Source organism: Paenibacillus shenyangensis (assembly GCF_000346635.1).
GTDB classification, from domain to species: Bacteria; Bacillota; Bacilli; order Paenibacillales; family Paenibacillaceae; genus Saccharibacillus; species Saccharibacillus dauci.
In genome coordinates this window covers 156,800-183,464 of the sequence record NZ_AOIG01000012.1, presented here as the reverse complement: position 1 = coordinate 183,464, position 26,665 = coordinate 156,800, and the positions used below count along the sequence as shown (strand labels likewise).

Below are 26,665 nucleotides of genomic sequence, written 5' to 3'. Positions count from 1 at the left end.
ATCAGCGTTTACAGAGAAGTACTTTTGGCGGTTACATAAGGATGTTTTACATCACCGATCAAGGTACGATCGTGAGTGATTTGTACATCCTTGTCGAGAATCACATTTTCCAGCACTGCTCCAGACTCAATCGTGCATTTTTGCAGAATGATCGAGTTGATGACTTTGGCGCCCTTTTCAACTTTAACGCCGCGGAACAGAATACTATTGTCCACTTCGCCGCCAATTACGCAGCCGTTCGCTACGAGGGAATTATGCACCTGCGCCGATTCCAGATACTTGGCCGGAGCTTCATATTTGATCTTGGTCTGAACCGGATTCTCGCGGAACAGCTGATGATAATTGTCCGGGCAGAGCAGATCCATACTATTTTTATAATAGCTCTCTACCGAGTTAATGACGGCATTATAGCCTGTGTATTCATAACCGGCTATTTTCAGATGATTTGGATTGTTCTGAATGGCATCGCGGAAGAAATAACTTTTGCCATGGGCGATGCAGTAATTCACCTGCTCCAGGTATAGATCCTTGCTCATAATGAATGCTTCGAGGTAAATATTGTTATGATCCAATTCCTGATGGATATCGGTAACAAATCCACTCTCATCCACTTCGATCCGGCGGCAGGCACCATGCTCAGGCATAAGCTCGTCCACTTTTTTGTAAATAACGGTTACATCCGCACCTTTTTCCAGGTGATAGGCATAGACGTCCTTATAATCAATCTTGTTCACATGCTGGGTACCGGTATGAATAATAATGTCACCGGTACTGCGATGGAAGAAATCCATATTATTATGGATGTGCTGCAGATCACCTGTCGATGTATCGGTCGGATCATGCCAGTCTGGTGGAAGAATGAAGAGTCCACCACGTTTGCGGTCCAGATCCCAAGGTCTGCCTTCTCCCAGATGATCCATTAGAGAACGGTATTTGCGGCGGACAAACAGCGAGATATCCTGTGCCCCTGCGTACATCATGTTGGACAATGCAAAGTCAATCAAACGGTAACGGCCGGCAAACGGAACTGCCGCGCCGCAGCGGAAATAAGTTAATTCCTTCAATTGATCCAGTTCATGATCGAGATTAATAACGCCTACAAATCCTTTCATTGCAGTCACCGTCCTCTATATTATGATTCGTTGGTTACGAGCATGATTTCCTTTTCATCCGTACGTTCCACACCGATCTGTGCTCCATCTTCCAGCACCATGTCTTCATTGACAATCGCTTTGTGAATACGTACATTCTTGCCGATTTTGACGCCTGGCATAATCACGGAATCCGTAATAACACTGCCTTCACCGACTTCAACATTGAAGAAGAGAACCGAGTGTTTTACTTCACCGTGAACGATGCAGCCTTCATTGACAATACTATCCTGAACGACTGCCGAAGGTGCAATATAGGCGGCGGGCTGATTCGGACTGCGTGTGAAGATTCTCCAGTTCGGATCATTCAAATCCAGCTCCGGTGCTTCGGACAGCATATCCATGTTCGCTTCCCACAAGCTCTCGATTGTACCTACATCGCGCCAGTATCCTTCGAATGGATAAGCGTATAAGGTTTTGTTATCGCCAAGCAGTAATGGAATCAGGTCTTTACCAAAGTCATAAGAGGAAGCGGGATCTTGCTCATCCTTGATCAGATAGGATTTAAGCACATCCCATTTAAACAGATAGACACCCATAGAGGCCAGTGTGCTTTTCGGGTTCTTTGGTTTTTCATCGAATTCATAGATTTTGAGGTCATCGTGGGTATTCAGCATACCGAAACGGCTGGCTTCTTCCAGCGTTACATTCACGACAGAGATGGTGCAGTCTGCATTTTTTTCTTTATGATAATCAATCATTTTTTGATAATCCATTTTGTAGATATGGTCACCTGACAGAATCAGCACATGCTCGGGATCAAAGCTCTCTACGAACTTGAGATTGCGGTAGATTGCATCCGCTGTACCCTGATACCAGCTGCTGCCTTCCTGACGTTCATGCGGTGGCAGTACGAATACCCCACCATTTTTGCGATCCATATCCCAGTCGTTACCGACTCCTATGTACGCATGCAGGAGTGTCGGCTCATATTGTGTCAGAACACCTACAGTATCAATGCAGGAATTGGCACAGTTGCTGAGCGGGAAGTCAATAATCCGATACGTTCCGCCAAAATAGACGGCTGGCTTTGCCAGTGATTTGGTCAAATCTTTCAGTCTCTTGCCTTGTCCTCCGGCAAGCAGCATAGCCACTACTTCTTTTTTACTCATGGGAAAGCCTCCTTGGTATGAGTTGTCATATTCTTTACCTGAAATACGATAACGCTGAGAGACTAATACTGAATTGCATTTGAGCCAGATCATTACCGCTTAATAAAGGGGAGACTTCCTCGTGACGCATCGGATCGCAACTGCTGTCCGTTACAGCTGGATAGCTTACAGATTCTCCTGAAAACGGATACCCGTAATACTCTCTGCACGGCATGCTTCCACAAATTCAGCCGAAGCCACGATCAGACTGATATCTTCATTGGAGCGGACCAGACCGTGCCCCTGAAGCGCGTCAGGCCCGAAAGCCACCGAAATCAAATGCGGCGGGCTGCCATGTATGCCTGGAAGCAGCGGCACATATACCGACTCCTCCATATCCAGGCAGTTGATTACGCTGGTGATGTTGGGAACCTGGAATCCTTTGAGTGGTTCGCCATTAACGGTCACCTCTGCATCAATCAGCTGTACATCCCTGGGTGCATACTTGCGGATCAACGCCGCCAGACGCGGGCCAATCAGATCCGGCCCATCTGTCATAAACCAGTCAAAATGAAGCAACCTTCCAAGATCCACTTCTCCCTGAAGATGAAACTTGGGGGATTTGGCCCAATCTTTTTGCACCGTACCCTTCTTGAAATTCAGGTGATCCGGTGAATCGTGGAAACTGTACTTGAACCAGTAACGGTCCGGGTAAATCTCTGCCGGTAGCAGGATATAACACATAGGCATCTCTTCCTTTCGAGAACGGCAGGCAAATCATAGATACAAAGAAATGATTCAATAGCCCTAATAATAATAATGCTATGGTATATTTCTACATCGAGGCAGCATTAACCTTCAAATTCAAAACGCATTTGTACATTTCTTCATCTATTTTCCTTTTTTGTTGCTGCCTGTCTTCCCGGCACTGCTTATATACCCGAAAAATCAGTTGTCGCCACTTTTTTACAAAAGGATTTTAATAATCAGTTCATAAATTTTATATTTTCTATCTTAAATAGGAAGCCGCAAGCTCGCTGATATAACGATTTTGGCGGGTGATTTCTTCTCTGCGCGGTATTTCTTGCCAGCGCTGTACATCATCCATCCAGGTCGTCGGAAGTTCGACGGGACTTTGTCCCTCCCATTGCTTAAGCCAGGAATCGGGCAGGGACAGCAGTGGTTCTCTCGCGATCTGCTCCAGCAGAGGATGATTGCTCATCTCCAGCCATACGAGCGACCATGCTCTTGGTACAACACGCCAAATGTCATACCCACCTCCACCGAGCGCTACCCAGCGTCCTTCGCACCAGGTATGAGCAGCCTCATGAATCATGCGGGGCATCTGCCGATAAATCTCCATGGAGCAGTGAATATGGGATAGCGGATCGAGCGCATGAGCATCGCATCCATGCTGACTGATAATAATATCTGGCTTTGCCCGTTCCATCACTTGAGATAGCGTCGCCTCGAAACATTCCAGCCAGGAAGCATCTTCCGTATAGGGCTCTACTGGGACATTCAATGTGAACCCGAATCCTTCACCTGCTCCCCGTTCCTCGACCAGCCCTGTACCCGGAAACAAATATTTGCCTGTCTCGTGAATCGAATATGTGAATACATGCGGATCGGTATAAAAGCACATCTCCACTCCATCTCCATGATGCACATCGGTATCAATATAGAGCACCCGCGCCCCATACTGCTGACGCAGATGGGTAATCGCCAGCGCTGCATCGTTATAGATACAAAACCCCGCGCTTTTCTGCGGCATGGCGTGGTGAAGTCCTCCGCCCATATGAAGTGCATGACGATATTGGCCGCTCATAACCAGATCGGCGGCATACACAGAGCCCGCTGCAATAGCTGCTGCACTCTCATGCATACCTGGAAAATAAGGATTGTCTCCATGATCCAGACCATACTGAGCTGCATTTTGCAAAGCTTCGGCAGATGGTGAAGAAACACTCAGTTGCTTGACCGCTTCAATATAACCGGGAATATGAATCTGCTGCAGTAATTTCTCATCGAGAGGCTGATCCGGTGTCAGGATGCTGGAAGCCGGCAACGCACCGGTCTGCTGCAGCAGTTCCATGGTTAATACCAGCCTGCGCTGATCAAACGGATGTCCCTGATGAAATATATACTTTAAACTATCGGGATGGTGTACATAGACAGCATCATTCATCACCTTCACTCCTCTCTTCTGTGTAGCTATTTTTGATCTAGTACATAAACCGCTGATGAAAACGAATCCGGTCAAAGGATTCTACCGAGGCCTGAGGTACCTTTTTGCCGACTCGTACCATTAGGCAATTCGCCGGATGGGAACAGATCTCCGGATCATCGGTAGCAAACCAGACCATATCTACATTCTTCATTAGCTTCTCCATCATTTTGCGGTAATCCCATACGCTGAGACCTGTATTCTCCAGATCCCAATGCCAGTAATATTCAGTTGTGAATACGATCATATTATCGAGCTGCTGTTCCCGAAAAGCGAGCTGAATCAGCTTTTTGGCAAGGCCGAGACCACGATACTCATTGGCAATCTCGACAGCGCCTAGTTCGACCAGATCCTCCATATTGCCTTCTGACCAGCGCTCATATTCATCGGGATAATGAAAAGTGACATAACCGACAATCTGGTCTTTATCCGTAGCCATAATAATGCGCCCCTCCGGCAGACCGGCGATTTCGATCAATGCTTCCTTTTGCTCCGCTGGCCGCCGGAAAGCATCGAGTTCGGCATGCATCCGGCAGGTCTGAATCTGCTCCGGCGGCACAGGACCTTCCAACACCAAGGAGCCATTTTCTGTATGAAGTATTTCCTCTTGTCTGATTTTCAAATGATTCATACCGGTTTCCTTTCCCAAACAAGTTGATAACGCTTTCTTAGATTATATATAATTTTCCAAAAAATGCATGTGAAAAGCACAATTCCTATAAAGAAAGACTGCCTACTCTATATGAGACGGCAGTCTTAATCATTACCTTTCTAATTCATCCTGGATATTCGGTTTAGAGTCAACTTTCAGTAGAAAGTGAACCCACTCGTTGTTTATCTTCTGCTTTTTTTCGAACATTGATTCGACCTACAACATATTTCCCAAATGGAACACGATTAAATATATTGATCGTTACAATACAACAAACAATACCTGCAAAGAAAAGCAGTGGAATTTCTAAATAACCAAGCGGAATACTCAATGTCTCAATGGCTAAATCCATCATTTCCAGGTAAAACCAATGCACAAGATAGATTCCAAAAGAGTACTGACTTATCATATTTATAACAGGAGCAATTTTATTAACTTTGCGGAAAGCTAGAAATAAAATAAAAATCATAACTACAGTAAACAAAAGCATATCTACTCGTTTCGACCCAAATCCGAAGCTGCTAAATGCATTGTTGTATACAATCACAGCTATCGATACAGGAAGTGCAGCATAAATCCATACGCGATATTTAACTAGCTTATCTAAAAACTGTCGATAATTTTTACCGCAATAATAAGCTAACGAAAAATAAAATAGCCAGCCTGTAAATGGCATCCAATATCCTCTATCCCAAATATATGCAATATACTGATTATCACTAATAGGAGGCACCAAATTAAAGAATGCCAGGTAAACAATATTTATTAATAATGATACTGATAAAACAATTAGTGGTGAAATCCGTTTAATATAACGATTGAATAACTGATGGAGAATATAAAACTGGAAAATAACCAGTACAAACCAACCATGATATGCTCCCAGCATATTATATACAATAAGCTTCGGAATCGACCATCCATTCATTATGCCTGAAATAATAGCGTAAAAGATACCCATACAAGCAAAAGGAATAAGCAAATATTTTAATCGTTTGCTGTAAAAGTTAACTGGTAGCTGATTAGGATAGGAATAAGCTAGGACCAGTGCTGAAATAAATACAAATGTAGATGTACCAAAGGACAGCAAACCGGCCAGTGTCCATAGACTGAATTCCGTTATCCCCTCCGCACTATCACTAGTAGAGAATTTAATAGAATGCAATAACACTACACTCAAACAGGCGATTGCACGGATCACCGAAATTTCTTCAATCGTCTTTTTTGCTGTTATTTGGTTGGTAGACATTACGTTATAAAACCTCCTTTTAATTATAAACAAATTAAAATAATTACATATAATTATAAAGTGTGTTATGAACCTCCTTTATTAATAAGATGACAAAAAGGTAATATAATTAAGGATTTCTCCATTAATTAATTGATTAGTTTGACACTCGCTTATCTCACGTTTATAGCTTCAACAACTGTACTTTTTAAAGATATATATTATTTATATTGCCAGTATTATACTACTGATTCCTTAAAAGAGTTTGTTAATATATTGAACTAATAGTAACAAAATATTAACATAATTGCTCTAATTTTTGTTTTTTTAATTATCAAAGCAATATTAATACCGTTAGTTAACCCATTTACTGGAAGAATATAAATTTGAACATTTTGTGAAAAGGTAGTATCTTATTTTGTAAGCGCTATATATGGTAAATGAAACTTAATATCTTATTCACTTGGAGGGTACTAATGGGAAAAGATACGCTGGAAGTCATTGCTGTAGAAGCCACTCAGGCCAATATGATGGATTATGAAGAAGCCCGCAGACAATTTGACTGGGCAGATGTAGAGAAAAGATTCAGCTGGTATGAAAGTGGTAAAGTCAATCTGGCTCATGAAGCCATTGACCGTCATGCCACCTCGGAATTGAAAGACAAAATCGCTCTTCATTACAGCGATCCGCAGCGCGACGAATCTTATACCTTTGAGCAGCTGCGTCAGCAATCCAACAAGGCAGCCAATATGCTCCGTGAATTAGGGATTGGCAAAGGCGACCGTGTGTTTATTTTCATGCCGCGGACACCGGAATTATATTTTACGCTGCTAGGCATTATCAAAATAGGCGCAATTGCCGGTCCATTATTCGAAGCATTTATGGAAACGGCTGTACGCGATCGTCTCCTGGACAGCGGTGCTGTAGCGATTGTGACGACCCCCAAGCTGGTCGGACGCATTCCTGCTGCCGAGCTGCCGGAGCTGAAACATATCATTGTATATGGAGAAGAGTCCGAGCTGCAGGATGGCCAAATTCATTTCTCCACAGCGATGGAATCCGCTTCGGATGAAACGGAAATCGAATGGGTCGATCCGGAAGACGGCCTGATCCTTCACTATACTTCCGGCTCTACCGGTAAACCCAAAGGTGTCTATCATGTTCATCAAGCGATGCTGCAGCATGAATATACCGGCCGGATCGTACTGGATCTGCAGCCGGATGATATCTACTGGTGTACAGCCGATCCAGGCTGGGTGACAGGTACCTCCTACGGCATCTTTGCACCCTGGCTAAATGGAGCAACCAATGTTATTCGTGGCGGACGCTTCAGTCCTCAGGATTGGTATGAGACGATTCAGCGTTACAAAGTCACTGTATGGTATAGCGCCCCTACTGCATTCCGGATGTTAATGGGTGCCGGCGATGAAGCGGTCGAACAATATGATCTGTCTTCCCTGCGTCATGTACTCAGTGTAGGCGAGCCGCTAAACCCGGAAGTTATTCGCTGGGGCTACCGGGTCTATCAGCAGCGTATCCATGATACCTGGTGGATGACAGAAACAGGTGCACAGCTGATCTGCAACTATCCTAGAATGGATATCCGTCCAGGCTCCATGGGACGTCCTCTGCCGGGTATTGAGGCCGCTATTGTCGATGATCAGGGAAACGAGCTGCCGCCACTGCGAATGGGCAACCTGGCGATCAAGACACCTTGGCCGTCCATGATGCGCAAAATTTGGAACAATCCTGCCAAATACGAAGAATATGTACGTATTCCAGGATGGTATATTTCCGGAGATTCAGCTTATATGGATGAAGACGGGTACTTCTGGTTCCAGGGACGTATTGATGATGTTATTAATACTTCTGGTGAGCGGGTCGGTCCTTTTGAAGTAGAAAGCAAGCTGGTAGAGCATCCTGCAGTCGCCGAGGCTGGCGTTATCGGTAAGCCGGACCCTGTACGCGGTGAAGTTATCAAAGCTTTTATTTCTCTGCGTGAAGGCTTTACAGCTTCGGATGAGCTCAAACAGGAAATTACCCGCTTCGTCAAGGAAGGGTTATCGGCTCATGCCGCTCCTCGGGAGATTGAATTCAAGGACAAGCTGCCGAAAACCCGCAGCGGTAAAATTATGCGCAGGGTACTCAAAGCGTGGGAGCTGGAACTGCCGACCGGTGACCTGTCTACCATGGAAGACTGATTGGTTTTGTGCTGCATACATGTACCAGCATCGTATGTAAATTGAAGGGCATCATCGATTACCTATCCCTATATATTTCCATTAAAAATAAGCCGTCACCTGTTATCGTGACGGCTTATTTGGCATATTCAATTCTGCAGGGTTACCGGTAGTCATACCCGCAGCACCTGTACAGCCTGTATTCAGGCTTTATTTTGCTTTTTCTGCTCTTCCAGCTGGCGACATAATTCGGCCAGTCGTTCCATTTGGACCGGCTTGGACAGTGCGCCATTCATGCCTGCTGCAATGACCTGAGCCTGATCATCCTTAAAGGCATTCGCTGTGATAGCAATAATCGGAATATTCCGGTTCTGAATCTTGCCGGAATGACGAATGGCATAAGTAGATTCCAATCCATCCATTACCGGCATCTGAATATCCATTAATACCATATCATAGGAGCTGTCCGCTTCCAGTAGATGGATCGCTTCCAGACCATTATCTACTGTATCGACGTAGTATCCGAGCTTGTTGAGCATACGCGCCGTAATCAGACAACTGATTCGGTCATCATCTGCCAGGAGAATACGCAATGTGCCTGCTTCCGCATTCAGATTCTGCTTGGACTGGGCCAATATATAAGCAGCATCTGCCTTTTGCTGCTGCATCTCTTCGATTGCTCCGGAAATTTCCGGTTCTTCCATATGCTCAGGGCGAGCTTCAGGCAGATTTACCGGAATCACAAATTCAAATGTGCTTCCTTTACCCTGTTCACTTTTTACAGTGATCTCGCCATTCATCAGCTCCACAATCTGCTGACTAATGACCAGTCCAAGACCGGTTCCGCCAAACTCCCGGCTCTGGGAATCGTCTACTTGACTGAAGCTCTTAAATAGCTTATCACGGTCCTTTTCTGCAATCCCAATACCGCTATCTTTGACTTTGAAGTGCAGTTTCATCGTGTTCTCATCCATCTCGATTCCATTAACCGATACATCCACTGACCCTTCGCGCGTAAATTTTACCGCATTACCGATCAGGTTATTGAGCACCTGCTTCAGTCGGTGCGGATCACCGCATACTTTTTGCGGAACGGTATAGCTGATACGCAGATTCAGATTGATCTGTTTCTCCATGGTTAATGGACGATGAGCCTTGATAGTCATATCCATTAACTCATGCAGATTATATTCGATATTTTCCAGGTTCATTTTGCCTGCTTCCGCTTTGGAAAAATCAAGAATATCATTGATAAGCATCAATAATGTCTCTGCACTGTTCTGAACAATTTTCATATTATCACGCAAATCCTGCTCCACTTCGTTAAGCAGGATCAGCTCGGTCATCCCGATAATACCATTGAGCGGCGTACGAATCTCATGACTCATATTGGCCAGAAAGCGACTTTTCGCCAAATTGGCCATTTCAGCTTGTTCCTTGGCGCGGATTACCTGTTGCTCTGCCTGTTTGCGCTTGGTAATATCAAACTGGATACCTACAAAGTAATGGCATTCCCCATTCTGATCAAAAATAGGGTCCAAATTTACTTCGTTCCAGAACGGTACACCCAGCTTGGTGTAATTCAGAATCTCGATGGTAACCGATTCTTTGTTAGCCAGTGCATCGCGAAATCGCTGCACTGCCTGCGGGTCTGTATCAGGGCCCTGTAAAAAGCGGCAGTTATAGCCTATCGCTTCTTCACGGGTATATCCTGTCAAATCCGTAAAATGACCATTGACAAATACAAGCGGAAAATCGGGTTTTCTTGCATCTGCAATGGTCACTGAAGATTTCAGATTTTGTACTACATATTCCCAGTCAATCGCTGGTGCTTTAGGATCTATATTCATGCTGCCTCCCTGAAGTGGGTATCATTAAGTTAAATTCGGCTAAGTCAGAGCGGATCAGTGACTCAGTAAGCTACATTATAGTAATTAAATCTAGCATACCATACAAACATATGTTTTTTAACGTTTATTCGCAATGTTAGGCATATAGCATCGGATAATATTTCCTCTATCTTCCGGCTACCTCCACTATAAAAGATATTCTGCCTTCAATCAAATTCTGTAAAGATCAAAAAAAGCCCGTCCCGCCGGTATTTATCCGGCGTTAGACAAGCTTTGAATAAGAAAAGTTAAACCGATTAACGAAGAATACGGCGCGCAGTCACATAATGATCCACCCAGTAATTGAGATCCAGATTGGAAATGGCAATTCCATCCAGGCTCGGGCTGTTATGAATCAGCTTGTTATCTCCTGCATAAATACCCACGTGCGTAATCACGCTTGGGTCCCCACCGGAGAAAAAGAGTAAATCTCCTTTTTGCCACTGGCCGCGTTCAACTTCAATGCCTACATCTTTTTGGTATCTTGTACCCCAAGCCAGATCAATACCTTCCAGCCCATAGATGTAACGGGTAAAGGAAGAACAATCAAACAATGTAGGTGCCTCATTTTTGCCAAATCCGTAATGAGTCACGCCTTGTAGAGCCAATGCGCTGGCAATAATACGATCTGCAGAAGCTTCATCCAGCGGTGAACCTGTTGCCAGTGAAGGCATAGTTACAGCAGGTTGAGGCGGATTGTAAGGAAGATCTTCCACTTCATCAATCGTCTGTGCCGGTACTTCATTTAATACTGCAGTCTCAGAAGGCGTAAGTGTATAGGATACATAATCTGTAGAGACATAGCCTGTTACGCCATCTTTGTCCTTGATTTTGACCCAGGCTGCATTTGGTTGTGCCAATGCAGTAAAGCTTTCTCCAACTGGCAGTATGCGCAGTACAGGGCTGCCTGTCACTGGCTGTGCGCGGAAATTAACACCTTTCTCGACTACACCTGTACCCGGCTCATTGGGTACCGAAGAAGGAGCTACCGCAGCGGGAGCAGAAGTGGTCTCTGCCGAGACGGTTACATTGGATGTGGAAGCGCTATCCGAACTTTTCGTATAGGCAGACGACGCTGTCACAATCGTTGTGGTACTGCTATTGGTTGTGTCTTTGCTAGTATTGGAAGAATTCGAGCTTGGTTTGTAATCCACATAACCGGCAGATACATAGCCTGTTTTCACGCCTACTTTGACACGTAACCAGTGGCTGTTGACCTCACGCAGAATCTTGATGCTGGTCCCTGGCTGCAGTGTGCTATACACGTCACTATCAGTGGTAGGGCCCGAACGGAAGTTGACGGGAAGGTTGATTTTGCCGACCGGTACAGATGTTACTGCTGCGCTCGTTACTTGTGGAGTTGATGTCAACAATACAGCGGCAGTCAGTAGAGTGATGATATTTCGTTTCATGGATGTCCTCCTCGGGAAATTCTCTCTATGTTGTATGCTCGTGGAGTTATGTATTGGTCAATGAAAAGTAACAAAAAAATGTGGCAAGCCTATGTTGGAATGAACAAAATGACAGCTTCGTCATATTTTCATCATAGTTGCTTACCACATTTATACCATATTGAATCAGGTTCTGTCGACCATAAAAATTATATTCAAGTAACTTTTGTACTAATTATTCCACTCCCAGGTATTCCTTCATGCCATCTACAACTGCCTGAGCCAGCTTCTGTTGGAATTCATCCGTATACATTAGTGCCTCGTCGGTTGTGCTGCTCAGGTATCCTGCTTCAATCAGTACAGCCGGCATGTTGGTTTCTCTGGTTACATGCAGACTCTTGGTATGGATACCACGATCCGGCAGCCCGAGTGCACTCACAACATGATCATGAATGACTTTCGCAAAAGCGGCACTGTCTTTACGGGTATAATAAATTTCGGTCCCGCTTGGTGATACTGCCGAAGAAGTACTGTTGCCGTGAATAGACACAAACAGATCAGCATTCAGATCATTTGCCGTTTTAACACGTCCCTGCAGTGTTGGATAGGTGTCATCACTGCGTGTTAGTACAAAGTCAATATTCGGTTCCTGCTGGAGCAGCGTCTGGATTTTCAACACAACTGCAAGTGTGAAATCTTTTTCTTTGCGCTGCTGGATACTCGGAGCACCCGGGTCTTTGCCGCCATGTCCTGCATCAATAACGACGAGCATTTTGCCATCTTTACCGGGACCGGATGTTGATGTAGGCGGTACAGACTGCGATGGTTCATTATCAGCAGGATCTGTGGATACCGCTCCATTGTCTGCTCCTGTTGGGGTAGTATCTGTTCCGGCAGGCGGTGTTGCAGGATTCAATGCACCATCCAGCTCAACCATAACAATTCCCTTTTGGTTGTTGATCACCTTATACTGCTGGGCACTGTTCAGATCAAGCACAATGCGTACCGTAGATGGAGAACTGCTGAATAGAGAATAGCGTATTCCCGCTACATCAGGATAACCGGTAACGTCTACTTTACCAATCGCTCCTACGCTTGGCTGCTGTCCCTTAAGGAACGTACTGGAAAATGATGTTTTGGGCAGATCCAGTACAATTCGATCCGGATTATTCAATGAGCTGTATTTGGGAGCGACGCTGCCATCGACGGTAATCGTCAAACGATCGTCACTGAAACTGATAGCATTAACTTTGGCTACGTCCTCCTGCTGAGGCGCAGCTGTATCCTTGCCAGTCGAAGCTGTCGCAGCAGGTGCTGTTGTCAGATAGACAGTCTTGACCGCATTATCCCATTTCACGGTCGTGCCCGTATTCTCGCTAATAAATCGCAGTGGTACCAATGTAGTGCCATTATGCACAGACGGTGCCGCTTCCAGATCTACCGATTTGTCATTAACGAGTGCCGAATAACTGTCGGCTGTAAGCTGCAGGGTATTGCTGCCCTGCTTGATTGTTGCTGTCTGCGTTGCGTTGGACCAGGTTACTTTGTAACCAAGCTGTTCCACCACTACACGCAGCGGTACCATTACCGAGCCTTTGACAGTCGTGACCTGTCCATCTGCGGGCAACGTCAGCTCCTGTCCGTTAAAGTTGATATGCGTCTGTTCTGCAGCATGACCCATGGATGGTGCAATCAGCATAAACAGCAGCATGAACATTCCCAACATCCATACATTTGCTTTTTTCATAGATCCCCTGCCATTCCCTGACCGGTACTGATTGTCCCCTCAATTCCCGTGTCAGTAAGTAGTAATTGTGTGTCCTTGTCTTCCGACTATATGTGAATACCGGCTGAGCCGGTGATATACAGCTACAATGCAGTTCACTTTCTTTATCGGAAAATCGTGCTGAATTATTGATGTCGTGACTGTTTCAGCAGCGAATATTTCCTGATCAGCCTGAATCGTATGCTCTACTGTTTCGACAGAAACCTCATCCTCTCCTTTCCGCTTGTATAATAAATAGGCTGTGTTCCTGCATTGCATTAATGTCCGAACGGCATAGAGCGGACATCATAATGCATTATGTATATCTTTTATTATGATAATCAGATTATTGGGGCTTGTAAACTTTTGCACATTTCGCTTGGGTATTACACATGTTATTTACAAGGTATTCAAGTGCATTCTTCATAGAGGCATCTGTCTTCTATTCACTGCTTTTATGTATGAGCACGGCTTCCTCCCTGATGATCCACTTTGCTCCCGAACAGATCAAACATTACGATGTCACAAAGTTATCAAAAGTGCTTAAATGTTGATTTTTTGCAGGTACGTTTCAGCTATAATCCAGGCTACAATGAAGCATGTTCCTTCGCGAAGAACCGATTATTTTGTAAACGCATACATTCATGATGGGAGAGGGTTCATTATATGATATCTGTCAAAAGAATAATCAAGCGCGCTTCCGTACTGGTACTCGGATTTACTTTGATGAGTGGTCTAAGCAGTGGTTGTGCCCAAATCACTCCTACTGCCGACGCTGCCTCTGCGTTTGCCAAAGGTGCCGATGTAGGCTGGTTATCGGAAATGGAACATTATAACTGGGCCTTTTACAATGATGCCGGCAATAAACAAGACGCGTTGCAAATTCTGAAAGATCATGGAATCAACTCCATCCGCCTACGGGTATGGGTGAATCCAGCGATTAATTTCTCCAATAAAGCCGATGTGATCAAGCAGGCTGTACGTGCCAAAAATATGGGTTTCCGTATAATGATCGATTTCCATTACAGTGATAAATGGGCCGATCCCGGTCAGCAGTCCAAACCGGCTGCCTGGAACAGTCAGGATATTAATGGTCTGAAAAAGTCAGTCTATGACCATACGTATGATGTATTGACTGCTCTCAAAGCGCAGGGCGTTACACCCGAGTGGGTACAGGTAGGCAACGAGACCAATGATGGCATGCTCTGGGAAGAAGGTCGGGCTTCCAAAAACATGAAAAACTTTGCCGATCTGATCAACTCCGGTTATGATGCTGTCAAAAAAGTAAACGCCGGTACCAAGGTTATTATTCACCTGTCCAACGGCTACGATAATTCCCTGTTCCGCTGGATGTTCGATGGGCTCAAGGCAAATGGTGCCAAATATGATGTGATCGGAATGTCGCTGTATCCGGACAAGAGCAATTGGCAGACGCGCAATCAGCAGACGTTGACCAATATGAATGATATGGTCGCACGCTATGGCAAAGAAGTTATGGTCTGTGAAGTGGGTATGGATGCCTCCGATCCTGCTACATCCAAAGCGTTCCTGACGGATATTCTTGCCAAGACACGCTCTGTATCTGGCGGCAAGGGACTCGGTGTATTCTACTGGGAACCCGAATCGTATGGTACCTGGTATGCCTATACCAAAGGAGCATTTGATTCCAAAGGGAAAGTCACTATTGCCCTGGATGCATTTTTGAATTAAATCACTTTTCGGTTTCTTATAAACAGAATTCAGGAGCAATAGCAATAGCAATAGCAATAGCAATAGCAATAGCAAATAAATGATACTGCAATTAGATATTTTTTAAAAACAGCGTATCTCTGTATTCAGGGAATACGTTGTTTTTATATCACCTAAACAGATCATACTTTACTACCGCGCATGCTTTCCTTTTCTTTTAATAACAAACTTCAGATTGCTTCCAAAAGTAGCTTTCAAAGACGGATATAATAAAAAAGGCTGCTTCCGAATCTTGATTGATTCGGAAGCAGCCGCTCGGACTGTGAGGCTGTATAGAATACGCGCCGTGTCATCATACAACGATATATTTTCTCTTAGGTTACAGCTGTCTTTGGAGGATACGGATACCAAATGGCTGCAGTTCCAGTGTACTGCCCGGAGCCAGCGTTTCTGCGTTCAGCAGATCCTGATAGTCATTGTCATCCAGCTGCAGCGATTTCACTTCATCACTATAGTTCTGTACAAATACAAATTCGTCTTCACCCTGTACTCGTGCATGGGCTGTCACGTCTTGCGGTAGCTTCGCAGCCAGTGTGCGCTTCACGTCTGCACGTAATGTGATACTTTCGATCAGATCGCTCAGGAAATGATCTTTGGTGCGGGCCGCGACATAATAAGCTTCACCATTGCCGTAATGATTCACCGTTACTGCCGGACGACCTGCATAGAAATCATCGCCGTATACAGCCAGTGCCTTGGCATTCTCCAGATGGATCAGATCACACAGATCCTGCACTTCATATTCGCCCTGCAAGCCCAGCTTATTCGAATTATTCGCAACAATACGGTTCCGATCATTAATATGCAGGCCGTCGATTTCTTCGGACCAGATGCCCAGTACACTACGCAGTGGACCCGGGAACCCGCCGAGGAAGCAAAGATCATTCTCATTCACGATACCCGACCAGTAGCTGCTGATCAGCGTACCACCAGCTTCTACAAATTTCTCGAATCGCTCGCCAACGCCCTCACGAACCATATACAGCATCGGTGCCGCGACCACTTTATATTTGGAGAGATCCTGCTCCATATCAATAACATCCACTGCAATGCCGCGCTCCCAAAACGCACGGTAGAAGTTCAGCACGGTCTCTTCATAACCAATCCCTGTATTGCGGGGTCCCTGGCTGTCCTTGACTGCCCAGCGATTCTCCCAGTCGAAAATGACCGCAACTTCAGCCTGTACCTGGCTGCCGCGGATACGTTGCAGTTGTTCCAGTGCTGTCCCCACATCCTGTACATCGCGGAATACACGGGTGTGCTCATGACCGGCATGATCTACGACCGCGCCATGCAGCTTTTCACTGGAGCCCTGGCTTTTGCGCCACTGGAAATACTGTACCGAATCCGATCCGTGTGCTACTGCCTGCAGTGAAGACAGCAGGTGCATACCCGGACGTTTATTTTTGCTAATCGGCTGCCAGTTGGTCAGACTTGGTGTGCTCTCCATCAACAGGAACGGCTGCTGCTTAATCGAGCGGACAATATCATGCATCATGGCAATTTTAGCTGCCTGCATGGTGTCTCCTTCATGATCATGCCATGTTGGGTAGCTATCCCAGGAGAGAATATCGAGAATATCAGCGAATTTCCAATAATTTAATCCTTCGAAAAACTCCATAAAGTTCGTCGTTACCGGCAGCAGACGCTCGGCATGACGAAGCGGCTCGATCTCGTGACGACAGAAATCCACGGTCTGATCGGTTACAAAACGGCGCCAGTCCAAATTCATGCCATGCACTTGTGTCTCTCCATGCGGAGCCGGAGACTCTACCTGGGACCAGTCGGTGTAAGTATGACTCCAGAATGTAGTCCACCAGGCCAGATTCAGCTGCTCCAGCGTACCGTACTTTTGTTTCACCCAGTTACGGAAAGCTTCCTGGCAATAATCACAGTGACATTCGCCGCCATACTCATTGGAAATATGCCAACCGATTACCGCTGGATGATTGCTGTAGCGCTCTGCCAGCAGCGTATTCATGCCGGTTACCTTTTCCCGATAGACGGGCGAAGTAAAGCAGTGATTATGACGGAATCCATGCAGATTGCGTACACGATTCGCTTCTACCCGCAGTACTTCCGGGTATTTGGCAGACATCCATGCCGGACGCGCTCCACTCGGTGTAGCCAGCAGCGCAGATATACCATTTGCTGCAAACCGATCCAGCACTTCATCCAGCCATTCAAAAGTGTATACCCCTTCTTCCGGTTCCAGAGATACCCAGGAGAAAATGCCGACAGACATCACATTGCATTTCGCCAGCTTCATCAAGCGAATATCTTCTTCCAAAATATCCGGACGATGTCTCCACTGCTCGGGATTATAATCTGCTCCATGCAGCATCTGTGTCCAGGATGGCGTAACAGTAGTTGTATTAATCGGGTTCATAGCCAGTCTCCTCTGTTATTCAAAATGGGCTTACTCTTTTACCGAACCCAGCGTCATTCCTTTGACAAAGAACTTCTGCAGGAACGGATATACGATCAGAATAGGCGCTGCGCCGATAAAGATCTGGGCGGCTTTAACAGTTGTCTGCGAGATCAGATCCATCTCCTGCGGACTCGCGCTCATGGAACTCATATCCTGCTGGATGATAACCGTCTGCAGGAAAGTCGCCAGTGGAAACTGACTGGAGTTGTTAAGATACAGCAATCCGTCAAACCAGGAGTTCCAGTGGAACACCATGCTGAACAAAGTAATTGTTGCAATCGACGGCATCGAGATTGGCAGATACATCGTAAACAGGGTGCGGAATGGACCAGCACCATCGATAAAAGCAGCTTCTTCCAGCTCTTTGGGAATTCCGCGGAAGAAGTTCATCATCAGAATAACAAGGAACGTGTTGACTGCGCCTGGTAGTACAAGTACCCAGAAGGAATCGATCAGACCCAGCTTCTGAATCACGATATAGAACGGAACCAGACCGCCTGTGAACACCATGCTGAATACAAACAGCCAGGAGTAGATCGTACGCCCTTTAAAAGCGGACTCTTCCTTGGACAGCGGATACGCGGCCAGGAATGTCAGCATCAGTGTAATCGCGGTACCAATCACAGTACGCAGTACCGAGATCCAGATGGAATGCAGGAAGATTGGATTGAACATTGTTTTCTTATAGGCTTCCAGCGAAAATTGTACCGGCCAGAGACCAACCAGATTCGCGTCGGCTGCCGCTTTGGCACTGAAGGATACCGCCAGTACGTGCACGAGCGGTATCACACAGGCGATTGACAGAAAAATCAGCAGTGCAATATTGAATACATTAAATATCCGGTAACCGGTTGTTTTATAATACATAGTTTCCCTCTTTTCCCTGGCCTGTCATTAGAAAATGCGATAGTTGGCCCATTTGTAGGCAGCACGGTAAGACAGCAGAATCAGCACCATACTGATCACGGATTTGAACAATCCGATTGCTGTACCAAAGCCCATTTCGCCGTTAAGGATAGCTGTACGATAGACAAAGGTATCGATGATGTCGCCTTTTTCATAGACCAGCGGATTGTACAGGTTGAAGATCTGGTCAAAGCCGGCATTCAGTACGTTACCCAGCGCCAGTGTACCGACAACTGCAGCGATCGGAACGATCGACGGAATCGTAATATGCAGGGTCTGGCGGAAGCGGGAAGCTCCATCCATCTCGGCAGCTTCGTACAGTGCAGGGTTAATGCCTGCCAGAGCAGCCAGGAAAATGATCGTATTGTATCCAAACTCTTTCCATACATCCGAGACGATAACGGTAAAGCGGAACCAGTCATTATCTCCGAGGAAGAAAATCGGCTGTACGCCGAAGCTAGACAGAATACGGTTCACAAATCCATCCGTTGCCAGCAGGTCAATCAGAATTCCGCCCAGAATAACCCAGGACAGAAAATGCGGCAGATAAACCATCGTCTGAATGGTGCGCTGCAGGCGTACTTTGCGGATTTCATTGAGCAGCAGAGCAAACACAAAAGGAACAAACAGGTTAAAAATTAATTTCAGTACAGCAATAATCAGCGTATTCCAGATCACCTGTATACTGTCCTGACGTTCAAACAGATAACGGAAATTCTCCAGCCCTACCCATTCCGATCCGGTAAAGCCGAGCCATGGTTTGTAATCCTGAAAAGCCATGACGATACCGGCCATCGGTACATAGCTGAATAGCAGCAGAAAGATCATGGATGGCAGCAGCATGACGTGAAAAGGCCATGTTTTACGAAGTGTTTTCATTACTTTCCTCCTATGACAGGTCTGGCGACATGTAATCAGCCAAGAAAATAACGACCCGGTAAGCCAGGTCGTTATCCTCCCGTATATTGATGTGTCCGCCTGACAGCTGGTTTATTTTTGGATACTGCTGTACCAGTCGTTGACTTCTTTGGTTACATCGTCACCGCCGGAAGATTTCCAGGTCTGTACAAACGTATCAAAGGAATCGACTGGAGACTTGCCATAGATGATTTCATTGAAAGCCTGACTTTCGATTTTGTTCAGATAATCCATTTTGGTCTTCATGCTTTGTGTAGTCGGACCGGTAAACATATTTGGATAGGAACTGTCCTTTTGAGACATTAGCACTTTGGCTGCTTCCGGTGTTAATGGACCATAGTTATTGGCAATATCGCGTTCCAGACGGGTCTCCGGCTTCGCGCCATCAGCCAGTTTGAGCAGGGCATCCATCTGTGCGTTCGGAATACGCGCTCCATCACGAACCAGCAGATAACGTACGCTGTTCACATAGCCGCCGGGAATTTTGTCGATCGGCATTACTTTGCCGGATGCATCCAGATCATAGTCATAGCCTTTGAACAGACCGTTGTCGAACTCGCTATCTGCCTTCGGATTCGCCAGATGATCAAACATATAGTTCTGATAGGTAAAGAAAGCTTCCGGATTTTTCATATTTTTGTTGATAAGAGTAACACCATTGGTTGTTGCTGTACCGTGACGCATTGCTTTGCCATCCGGTCCTGCAGGGATAGCGATCGGCTTCCATACTGCGCCCGGTGCATTTTTCACGGTGTCCTGCAGTGGCCATCCGCTCATCCAGTAAGGTCCTGGGAGAATACCTGCTGTCCCTGCTACTGCCGGTTCGGATGTTTTGTTCTCATCCCATAGCGCAGCTTCTTTTGGAATATAGCCTTTGTCGAACCATTCCTTGATCTTGCTCAATCCTTGTTTCATGCCTGGCTGAATCGAACCGTATTGCAGTGTACCGTCAGCGGCTTTGTTCCACTGCTGTGGAAGCGTACCATAGGCACCGAAGATCCAGGACGGATCACCCATCCATGTATTCATGGAGTTTTTGAAGCCGATACTCAGTGGGATCACTTTGTCCGCAGACAGTCCATCCGGGTTTTTGGTTTTGAAAGCGTCCATGACTTTTTCCAGTTCATCCATCGTTGTTGGTGCTTTCATGTTCAGCTTATCCAGCCAGTCCTGGCGGATCCACAGTACATAATCATGGTTATACGCGTAATCGAGAACCGGAATACCCATTTTTTTGCCTTCACGGATATAAGGATTCCAGACATTTGGATCTTCGGCCATAGCCGCTTTCCAGGTATCTGATGCATATTTGTCAAACAGTGGACCGACTTCGCTGTAGATTCCGGAATCGATCAGATCCTGTGCCAGCTGGGCATCCGTATCGCCGATAGTTACCACATCCGGCATATCCTGACCGGACGACATGGACAGGCGCATTTTGGTAGCAAATGCTCCGTTGGTATCCGTTACAGACCAGAGTGATTTGATATCGATCCCGAATTTGTCTTTCGCCCACTTGGTTGCTACGTTATTTTCAGCCGATTCACCATTTTTGAATTTGAGTGAAGGGTCAATTCCCCATACCGTACTGATCGTTACCGGTGGATCGTATTTTTCCTTGTATGCGTTTTCAGTAGTGGCCGATGCGGAATTGCTGCTGCTTCCGGCACCGCCTCCACATGCGGCAAGTGTGGCTGCGGTGAGTACTGTTGTCAGCAAAACCGCAGCGGTTTTTTTAATTCCCATGTTGCTCCCCCTTTAACTTGGACCTTGCTGGTGTTGATCGTATTGTTCGAGTGACTTGCTGTTCATATTTTTATTATAAGTGGGAGAGCACACATATCCTATGTCACGAAATTAACATTCCTGCACCTTTTGCAAGCAATTACCTGTCCCTGAATTCATTCGGGGTCATGCCATAGTGCTTTTTGAATAATTTGCTGAAATATTGCGGATTCTGATAACCCAGTTCAGCCGTAATTTCATAGATTTTGTGATTGGTATGCTTGAGTAGATAGAGGGCTTTTTCCATACGGATGCGAATAATATAATCACCCAGACCTTCACCGGTCTCTGCTTTGTAGATTTTGGACAGATAAACCGGATGCAGAAATACGCGATCGGCAATATTTTTGACGGATACATCCTGTGCCAGATGACTGGCTACAATCTCCTGTACCTGCTTGACGATCCGGCTGCGACTTGGTTCTACCGACGAACTGCGTTGTCCTTCCATCCGGGTCAGTACATCCATACACCAGCTGCGCAATCGTTCCAGTGATCCGGTAATATGCTGCGCCGCAAAAGGATCAAGTCCGCCGGAGTCGTTGGCCAACAGCATATGCCCATGATGATGAGCCATGTAGACCAGCGCATTGCTGACTGCCAGATATACTTCGTACAGCTGTTCATGCGTCAGCGGCAGGGATTCCAGTGAATCCAGTACACCATTTAGCTTCTCCCGCGCGGTATCCCACTGACCCGATTCCAGCAGATGGATCAAGGTAGGTGGACGATATAATGGTTCCATATATTTATTGATCGTAGGACGTTCCAGTGTATAATGCTGCGGCTGCACATAGTGAATACGGGATTCAGCAGATGCCGATGATCCTTGCGCAAAGCGCAGCAGCTGCCGATAGGCAGAAGCGAGTCCATCCGGGAAAACAATCATTTCACTAATATACACATTCAGCTGCAGCTTCAGGTAGCGATTGGCATTATCCACGAACGATTCCAGCAGCTGCTCATTCTGCCGGGTCTCTTGTTCGTCATTTCTCCACAGCATAATCAGTCCGTTATGCGGCGCTCTGCCAGACCATAGCGGACGCTGCTGATCAAGTACTTCAGCGGCAATATTGGCTGCCGCATACTCCAGAAGCCGGGCTTCGCTTTCTTCCATTCCGCGCAGGGATGGACTGGCAGGAACAAACAGCATTCGTACCGCATCTCCAGGTCGCAGCATAACTTCATAATTTTCCAGACGATTCAGCAGTTCACGTTCACCCGGTTCACGACCAAGCATCAGATCACTTAATAACCCTTCGCGCAGCAGCTCCAGTTCGGATTGGCGGCGATAGGAGAGCTGATTATAACGATCAAGCTGCCCCCGCTCTTCCTCCAATGCCTGAACAGCAATATGGACACTTTTGATAAACTGCTCATCATCTACTGGCTTAAGGATATAATCGCCCGCTTTGAGACGGATCGCTTTTTGCGCATATTCAAAATCCGAATGTCCGGTCAGCACCATGGTTCGTACCTCCGGCCATTGGTGTGATATCTCACCCAGTAGCTCCAGACCGTCACGATCCGGCATACGGATGTCTGTTACTACAATATCGATCTCATGCTGATTCATAAGTTCCAGTGCCTGATCAACCGAATCGGCACGATAGACCTGCTGAATATGAAGTTGTTCCCATGGAATAGTAAGCGCCAGACTCCCTGTCACATACGATTCGTCATCTACCAGTAAAATATTGACCATTCTGTTCACTTCCCTGATTTCTATAATATCCTGCGGCTATGGTCGTTCAAGATGGAGCAGCCGCCTGCTCGCTTTGCCAGCGGAGCGTGACCTGCAGACCTCCCAGCGGAGAAGCTGACAAAATAACACCTGCATTCTCTCCGAAACGAAGCTGCATGCGCTGATGCACATTCCATAGTCCACAGCCCATTTCTTCACCCAGTGGTTCTTCCAGACTAAGCTGTAGCTGCTGCATGGCTTCGGGTTCCATGCCTTTACCATCATCTTCTACGGAGAGTAGCCAGTCCTCTCCATCCCTGTATCCGGTAATCCGGATCTGTCCTGCCGATGAATAACGTTCAATCCCGTGAATCACGGCATTCTCTACCAGCGGCTGAATCATCAGCGGCGGGATGGGTACACGCTGCAGTTCATCTTCAAGTTCAATCTCATATTTTAGACGTGCCATTCGCATCTGCTGGATCGCTAGATAATTGGATACAAAGTCCATCTCTTCGGCCAGCGGAACCAGATCGCGTTCCTGTCGGGTGGTATAACGGTAATACTGCGACAAATTCTGGGACATGGCGATCACAGCCTGCTGATTATTCAGCTTGGCCATGCTGGTAATAAAAGAAAAGCAGTTATAAAAGAAATGCGGATTAATCTGGGACTGCAGCTGCTTGAGCCGGGCTTCCCGCACATGAATCTTCTCCAGATACACATGCTCAAACAGCGTCTGGATCTGGGAGACCATGGAGTTGAACCGATCCGATAAATAAGCAAATTCATTGCGTCCTCTGGGCTTGATCCGTACCGAATAATCTTCCTGCTTGAGCCGGGTGAATCCTACAATCAGCTGGCGCATGGGTACCTGTACCTGCGCATACAGCAAATAAGCAGCAATAAAACTCATCAGCAGCAGTATAATTACCGACAGATAGAACAGCCGATTGGAATCCTGAATCGGCTTCAAAATATCATTAAGCGGAATATAGTCAATCATATACCAGCCTGTCACTTCCGAGCGGACTGCATTGACCATATAGGATTGCCCATTCACATCGACTGTACGACTCTCAATTTCTCCAAGCGGCTGCTGATGCATCGCAGTGATCAGCGCATCCGTTAACCGGTGATCCGCAGAACGGTTATAGATTGTGCCCAATCCGGGATTGTAATAAAAGGGATCACGGCGTCCATCACTTTTGAATTTGTCCAGCATATCCTGAATGTTACCGCTATCAAATTCGACTTTGATAACGGTACTGATATCGGCTGAATCCACTGCTGCATTATACGGTGAAATGGATGTCCAGGAAAACACAAATTGTGCCGGCGCAGAAGATAACGTATCCGGCACACGTGTCACCTGCCAGCCGGAATGAAATTCCCGGGAAGCCGATGACGGATCGACGGAAGCTGCATCACTATCAGTCACCAACCGCTGCAGAGATGGTGAATAAATAGACAGATGTGCTCTCCAGTTGGACGAACTTTCCTGAATAGCCAGCTTGCTCTGGATTCGCTTGACCAGATTAATAGAGTCCAGATCCAGATAACCATTGCGTAAATACATATCGTTAAAGCTAACCACATCCGGATCATGAATCAGCAGATTCGGCCAGGAAGACAGCAGCTCAATATTCGTATTCACCTGATTCTGAAAAAAGCTGAGCTGATTCATATTGGACTGATTCAGCTCCTGCCGAAGTACATGCGTCGTCGTCTGATTGGAGTACGTATAGAGGATAATAATCGGTACCAACATCACAACAAGCAGAATAATCATTTTGGTAAATAAATTATAGCGGTACACGTTCATCGCACTCCTTTATCTCACCAGCGGTAGCCTCTCCGCTGCAACCTGAACATACCGCCGCGCATGATCAGACAACCTACCAGACTGATCACCAGCATCATACCGCTGAATACAAGCATAAAATGCAGTTCTGCCGGATCACCAATAATACGGATCACATCACTCCAGATCTTGTGCGGATCGGTAAACACGTCCCAGCTGTTCCAGCGCACAAATCGTCCAATATAAATACCGATACTGCTGAGCACCAGCACAATACATGCAAACACCCATGAACGCACAGTCCCGTAGCGCTCTGCAACAAGTAGCTGCAGAGAAGATAGCGAATACGTTCCCAACCCCAGTCCTACCACAGCAGCCGTCACAAACAGAAACAGATGGTACCAGAATTCCAAATCATGCACAAAACGCCCGGTTGGCTTGTAGTGAACAAACGGATGAATCATATCCGTTACCAGGTAAGCCGAATTGGGATAAAATAGTAGCCATATGACCACCAGCACTCCTGTGACGATCTTCATAGGCCAGAACATCCGGCGCTGTCTGTAAATAGACATCATTCCATCCAGTAGTAGCGCCAGTACAACAGGTACCCATGCCAGGAAAATATCCCAGTTCAAAAAACGATACAGCGATCGACCGGTATAATCCCGGATATGCTGCCCCATCCAGACACAAAAAAAAGTGCCTATGAGCAAAGCTGCCAGCACAACCACTTTACCGACCCATGTACGGCTTCCCCATATATTTTCATTCATGGGAATGCTTCTCCTCTGTCTCCGCAGACAGACTCTGGATCATCTGATCAAAGCGCTCACAGATTGCTTCCACATCTTTCAATCGTGCCAGTTGACGGCGCCACTCTGCGGGTATCGCTTCATAACCGTAATACAGACCTGCCAAGCCTCCGGTTACCGCTGCCGTTGTATCGGTATCTTCACCCAGATTGACTGCAGTCAGTACGGCTGTCCGGTATTGATCGGTATGGAGCAGTGTCCAGATACTCGCTTCCAGGGTATGCAGTACATAGCCGCTGGAAGCAATCTCATCTATCTGCAGCTGATCCAGATCTCCCTGCACAATACGTGCAAACCGGCTGTATTCCGCGTGATCGCTATAGTGCGTGCGGATTATCTCGCACATCGCCAGATAGCTGTCCCGCAGACTCTGACCGGGTGCAGCAGAGAGAATCTGTACTCCAAACTCTACATAAATTACCCCTGCCAGAATCGATACCGGGTGACGATGGGTTAGCGAAGATACTCTTCTTATCCATTCATATCGCTTGGCTCTACTCATATTCACCAGTCGATACACCAGCGGCAGAATACGCATCAGTGAGCCGTTGCCATTACTGTATTCATCTTCCCCACCAGCCTCTTCATAAGGAACAACGCCGCTCTCCATACGTGTAATGGCCTGCCGAGTAGCAATCCCGATATCAAACAATTCATCATGGGCTGTCCATAATCCCTGACGGTACCACTGGATAAATCGTCGTCCCAGATCATCTGTATCCAGCTGCGGATGCATGACGAGGCTGTAAAGCAGACAAAGCGTCATTGTACTGTCATCCGACCATGTGCCTGGCGGCTGATGATGAGTACCATAACCGATCATATCCACGGCTGGACGAGCAGCGATCTCCTTTCGGCTCATGAATTCATAAGGGACACCAACTGCATCTGCTATAAATAGTCCGATAATGCCACCTTTGACCGATGGTACCTTTATTTTACTGGGTTGATTATTCATATCCGTATTCTTCCTTTCTATGCTTCAGGCTGCTAGTTTTG

General features: G+C 46.4%; 19 protein-coding genes. 2 read left to right on the top strand and 17 right to left on the bottom strand.

Features of this window, described 5'->3' with window-relative positions; all coding sequences use genetic code 11:
- Positions 1–8: 8 nt before the first annotated feature.
- From glgD to H065_RS0111575, 6 genes are all read right to left on the bottom strand, one after another.
- Positions 9–1,112 (bottom strand): glucose-1-phosphate adenylyltransferase subunit GlgD, encoded by a 1,104-nt coding sequence (glgD, locus tag H065_RS0111600; protein WP_017813231.1) that lies wholly within the window; start codon positions 1,110–1,112, stop codon positions 9–11.
- 20 nt (positions 1,113–1,132) lie between these two features.
- On the bottom strand, positions 1,133–2,263 hold the full coding sequence (locus tag H065_RS0111595) for a glucose-1-phosphate adenylyltransferase (RefSeq protein WP_017813230.1): 1,131 nt from the start codon (positions 2,261–2,263) through the stop codon (positions 1,133–1,135).
- Positions 2,264–2,428: 165 nt separating this feature from the next.
- Positions 2,429–2,986: an imm11 family protein gene (locus H065_RS0111590; RefSeq protein ID WP_017813229.1), complete on the bottom strand. Its 558-nt coding sequence runs from the start codon at positions 2,984–2,986 to the stop codon at positions 2,429–2,431.
- Between the two features lie 265 nt (positions 2,987–3,251).
- Positions 3,252–4,430 carry an arginase family protein gene (locus H065_RS0111585; RefSeq protein ID WP_017813228.1) on the bottom strand — a complete coding sequence of 393 codons (1,179 nt, stop codon included), beginning with the start codon at positions 4,428–4,430 and terminating at the stop codon, positions 3,252–3,254.
- A gap of 37 nt (positions 4,431–4,467) precedes the next feature.
- Complete coding sequence (locus H065_RS0111580) at positions 4,468–5,100, bottom strand: GNAT family N-acetyltransferase (protein ID WP_017813227.1); 633 nt, start codon at positions 5,098–5,100, stop codon at positions 4,468–4,470.
- A 169-nt stretch (positions 5,101–5,269) separates the two neighbouring features.
- A complete protein-coding gene (locus H065_RS0111575) occupies positions 5,270–6,370 on the bottom strand; it encodes an acyltransferase family protein (RefSeq protein WP_017813226.1) in 1,101 nt (366 codons plus the stop codon).
- Between the two features lie 455 nt (positions 6,371–6,825).
- Between H065_RS0111575 and acsA the strand changes: the two genes are divergently transcribed.
- A complete protein-coding gene (acsA, locus tag H065_RS0111570; RefSeq protein ID WP_017813225.1) occupies positions 6,826–8,550 on the top strand; it encodes an acetate--CoA ligase in 1,725 nt (574 codons plus the stop codon).
- 182 nt (positions 8,551–8,732) lie between these two features.
- Here the strand turns inward: acsA and H065_RS25810 are convergent, their stop codons facing one another.
- The 3 genes from H065_RS25810 to H065_RS0111555 all read right to left on the bottom strand — a co-directional run bounded on the left by H065_RS25810 (position 8,733) and on the right by H065_RS0111555 (position 13,556).
- A complete protein-coding gene (locus H065_RS25810; RefSeq protein ID WP_017813224.1) occupies positions 8,733–10,379 on the bottom strand; it encodes an ATP-binding protein in 1,647 nt (548 codons plus the stop codon).
- 296 nt (positions 10,380–10,675) lie between these two features.
- Complete coding sequence (locus H065_RS26985) at positions 10,676–11,830, bottom strand: C40 family peptidase (protein ID WP_017813223.1); 1,155 nt, start codon at positions 11,828–11,830, stop codon at positions 10,676–10,678.
- Between the two features lie 214 nt (positions 11,831–12,044).
- A complete protein-coding gene (locus tag H065_RS0111555) occupies positions 12,045–13,556 on the bottom strand; it encodes an N-acetylmuramoyl-L-alanine amidase family protein (RefSeq protein ID WP_017813222.1) in 1,512 nt (503 codons plus the stop codon).
- 684 nt (positions 13,557–14,240) lie between these two features.
- Between H065_RS0111555 and H065_RS0111550 the strand changes: the two genes are divergently transcribed.
- On the top strand, positions 14,241–15,284 hold the full coding sequence (locus tag H065_RS0111550) for a glycoside hydrolase family 53 protein (RefSeq protein ID WP_017813221.1): 1,044 nt from the start codon (positions 14,241–14,243) through the stop codon (positions 15,282–15,284).
- A 358-nt stretch (positions 15,285–15,642) separates the two neighbouring features.
- On the opposite strand, the gene H065_RS0111545 is transcribed toward H065_RS0111550, so the two are convergent.
- The 8 genes from H065_RS0111545 to H065_RS0111510 form a co-directional block, all read right to left on the bottom strand.
- Positions 15,643–17,712 (bottom strand): beta-galactosidase, encoded by a 2,070-nt coding sequence (locus tag H065_RS0111545; protein ID WP_017813220.1) that lies wholly within the window; start codon positions 17,710–17,712, stop codon positions 15,643–15,645.
- A 30-nt stretch (positions 17,713–17,742) separates the two neighbouring features.
- Positions 17,743–18,621: a carbohydrate ABC transporter permease gene (locus tag H065_RS0111540; protein WP_017813219.1), complete on the bottom strand. Its 879-nt coding sequence runs from the start codon at positions 18,619–18,621 to the stop codon at positions 17,743–17,745.
- 27 nt (positions 18,622–18,648) lie between these two features.
- Entirely contained in the window at positions 18,649–19,539 is an 891-nt protein-coding gene (locus H065_RS0111535) for an ABC transporter permease (RefSeq protein ID WP_017813218.1), read from the bottom strand.
- A gap of 111 nt (positions 19,540–19,650) precedes the next feature.
- On the bottom strand, positions 19,651–21,324 hold the full coding sequence (locus H065_RS0111530) for a type 2 periplasmic-binding domain-containing protein (RefSeq protein ID WP_017813217.1): 1,674 nt from the start codon (positions 21,322–21,324) through the stop codon (positions 19,651–19,653).
- Between the two features lie 139 nt (positions 21,325–21,463).
- Entirely contained in the window at positions 21,464–23,068 is a 1,605-nt protein-coding gene (locus tag H065_RS0111525; RefSeq protein ID WP_017813216.1) for a response regulator, read from the bottom strand.
- 46 nt (positions 23,069–23,114) lie between these two features.
- On the bottom strand, positions 23,115–24,866 hold the full coding sequence (locus tag H065_RS25800; protein WP_017813215.1) for a sensor histidine kinase: 1,752 nt from the start codon (positions 24,864–24,866) through the stop codon (positions 23,115–23,117).
- 20 nt (positions 24,867–24,886) lie between these two features.
- On the bottom strand, positions 24,887–25,627 hold the full coding sequence (locus H065_RS25795; RefSeq protein ID WP_017813214.1) for a DUF1361 domain-containing protein: 741 nt from the start codon (positions 25,625–25,627) through the stop codon (positions 24,887–24,889).
- Positions 25,620–26,624, bottom strand: a complete 1,005-nt coding sequence (locus H065_RS0111510) for an ADP-ribosylglycohydrolase family protein (protein WP_017813213.1) — start codon at positions 26,622–26,624, stop codon at positions 25,620–25,622. The genes H065_RS25795 and H065_RS0111510 overlap by 8 nt, the downstream gene beginning before the upstream one ends.
- Positions 26,625–26,665 lie beyond the last annotated feature (41 nt).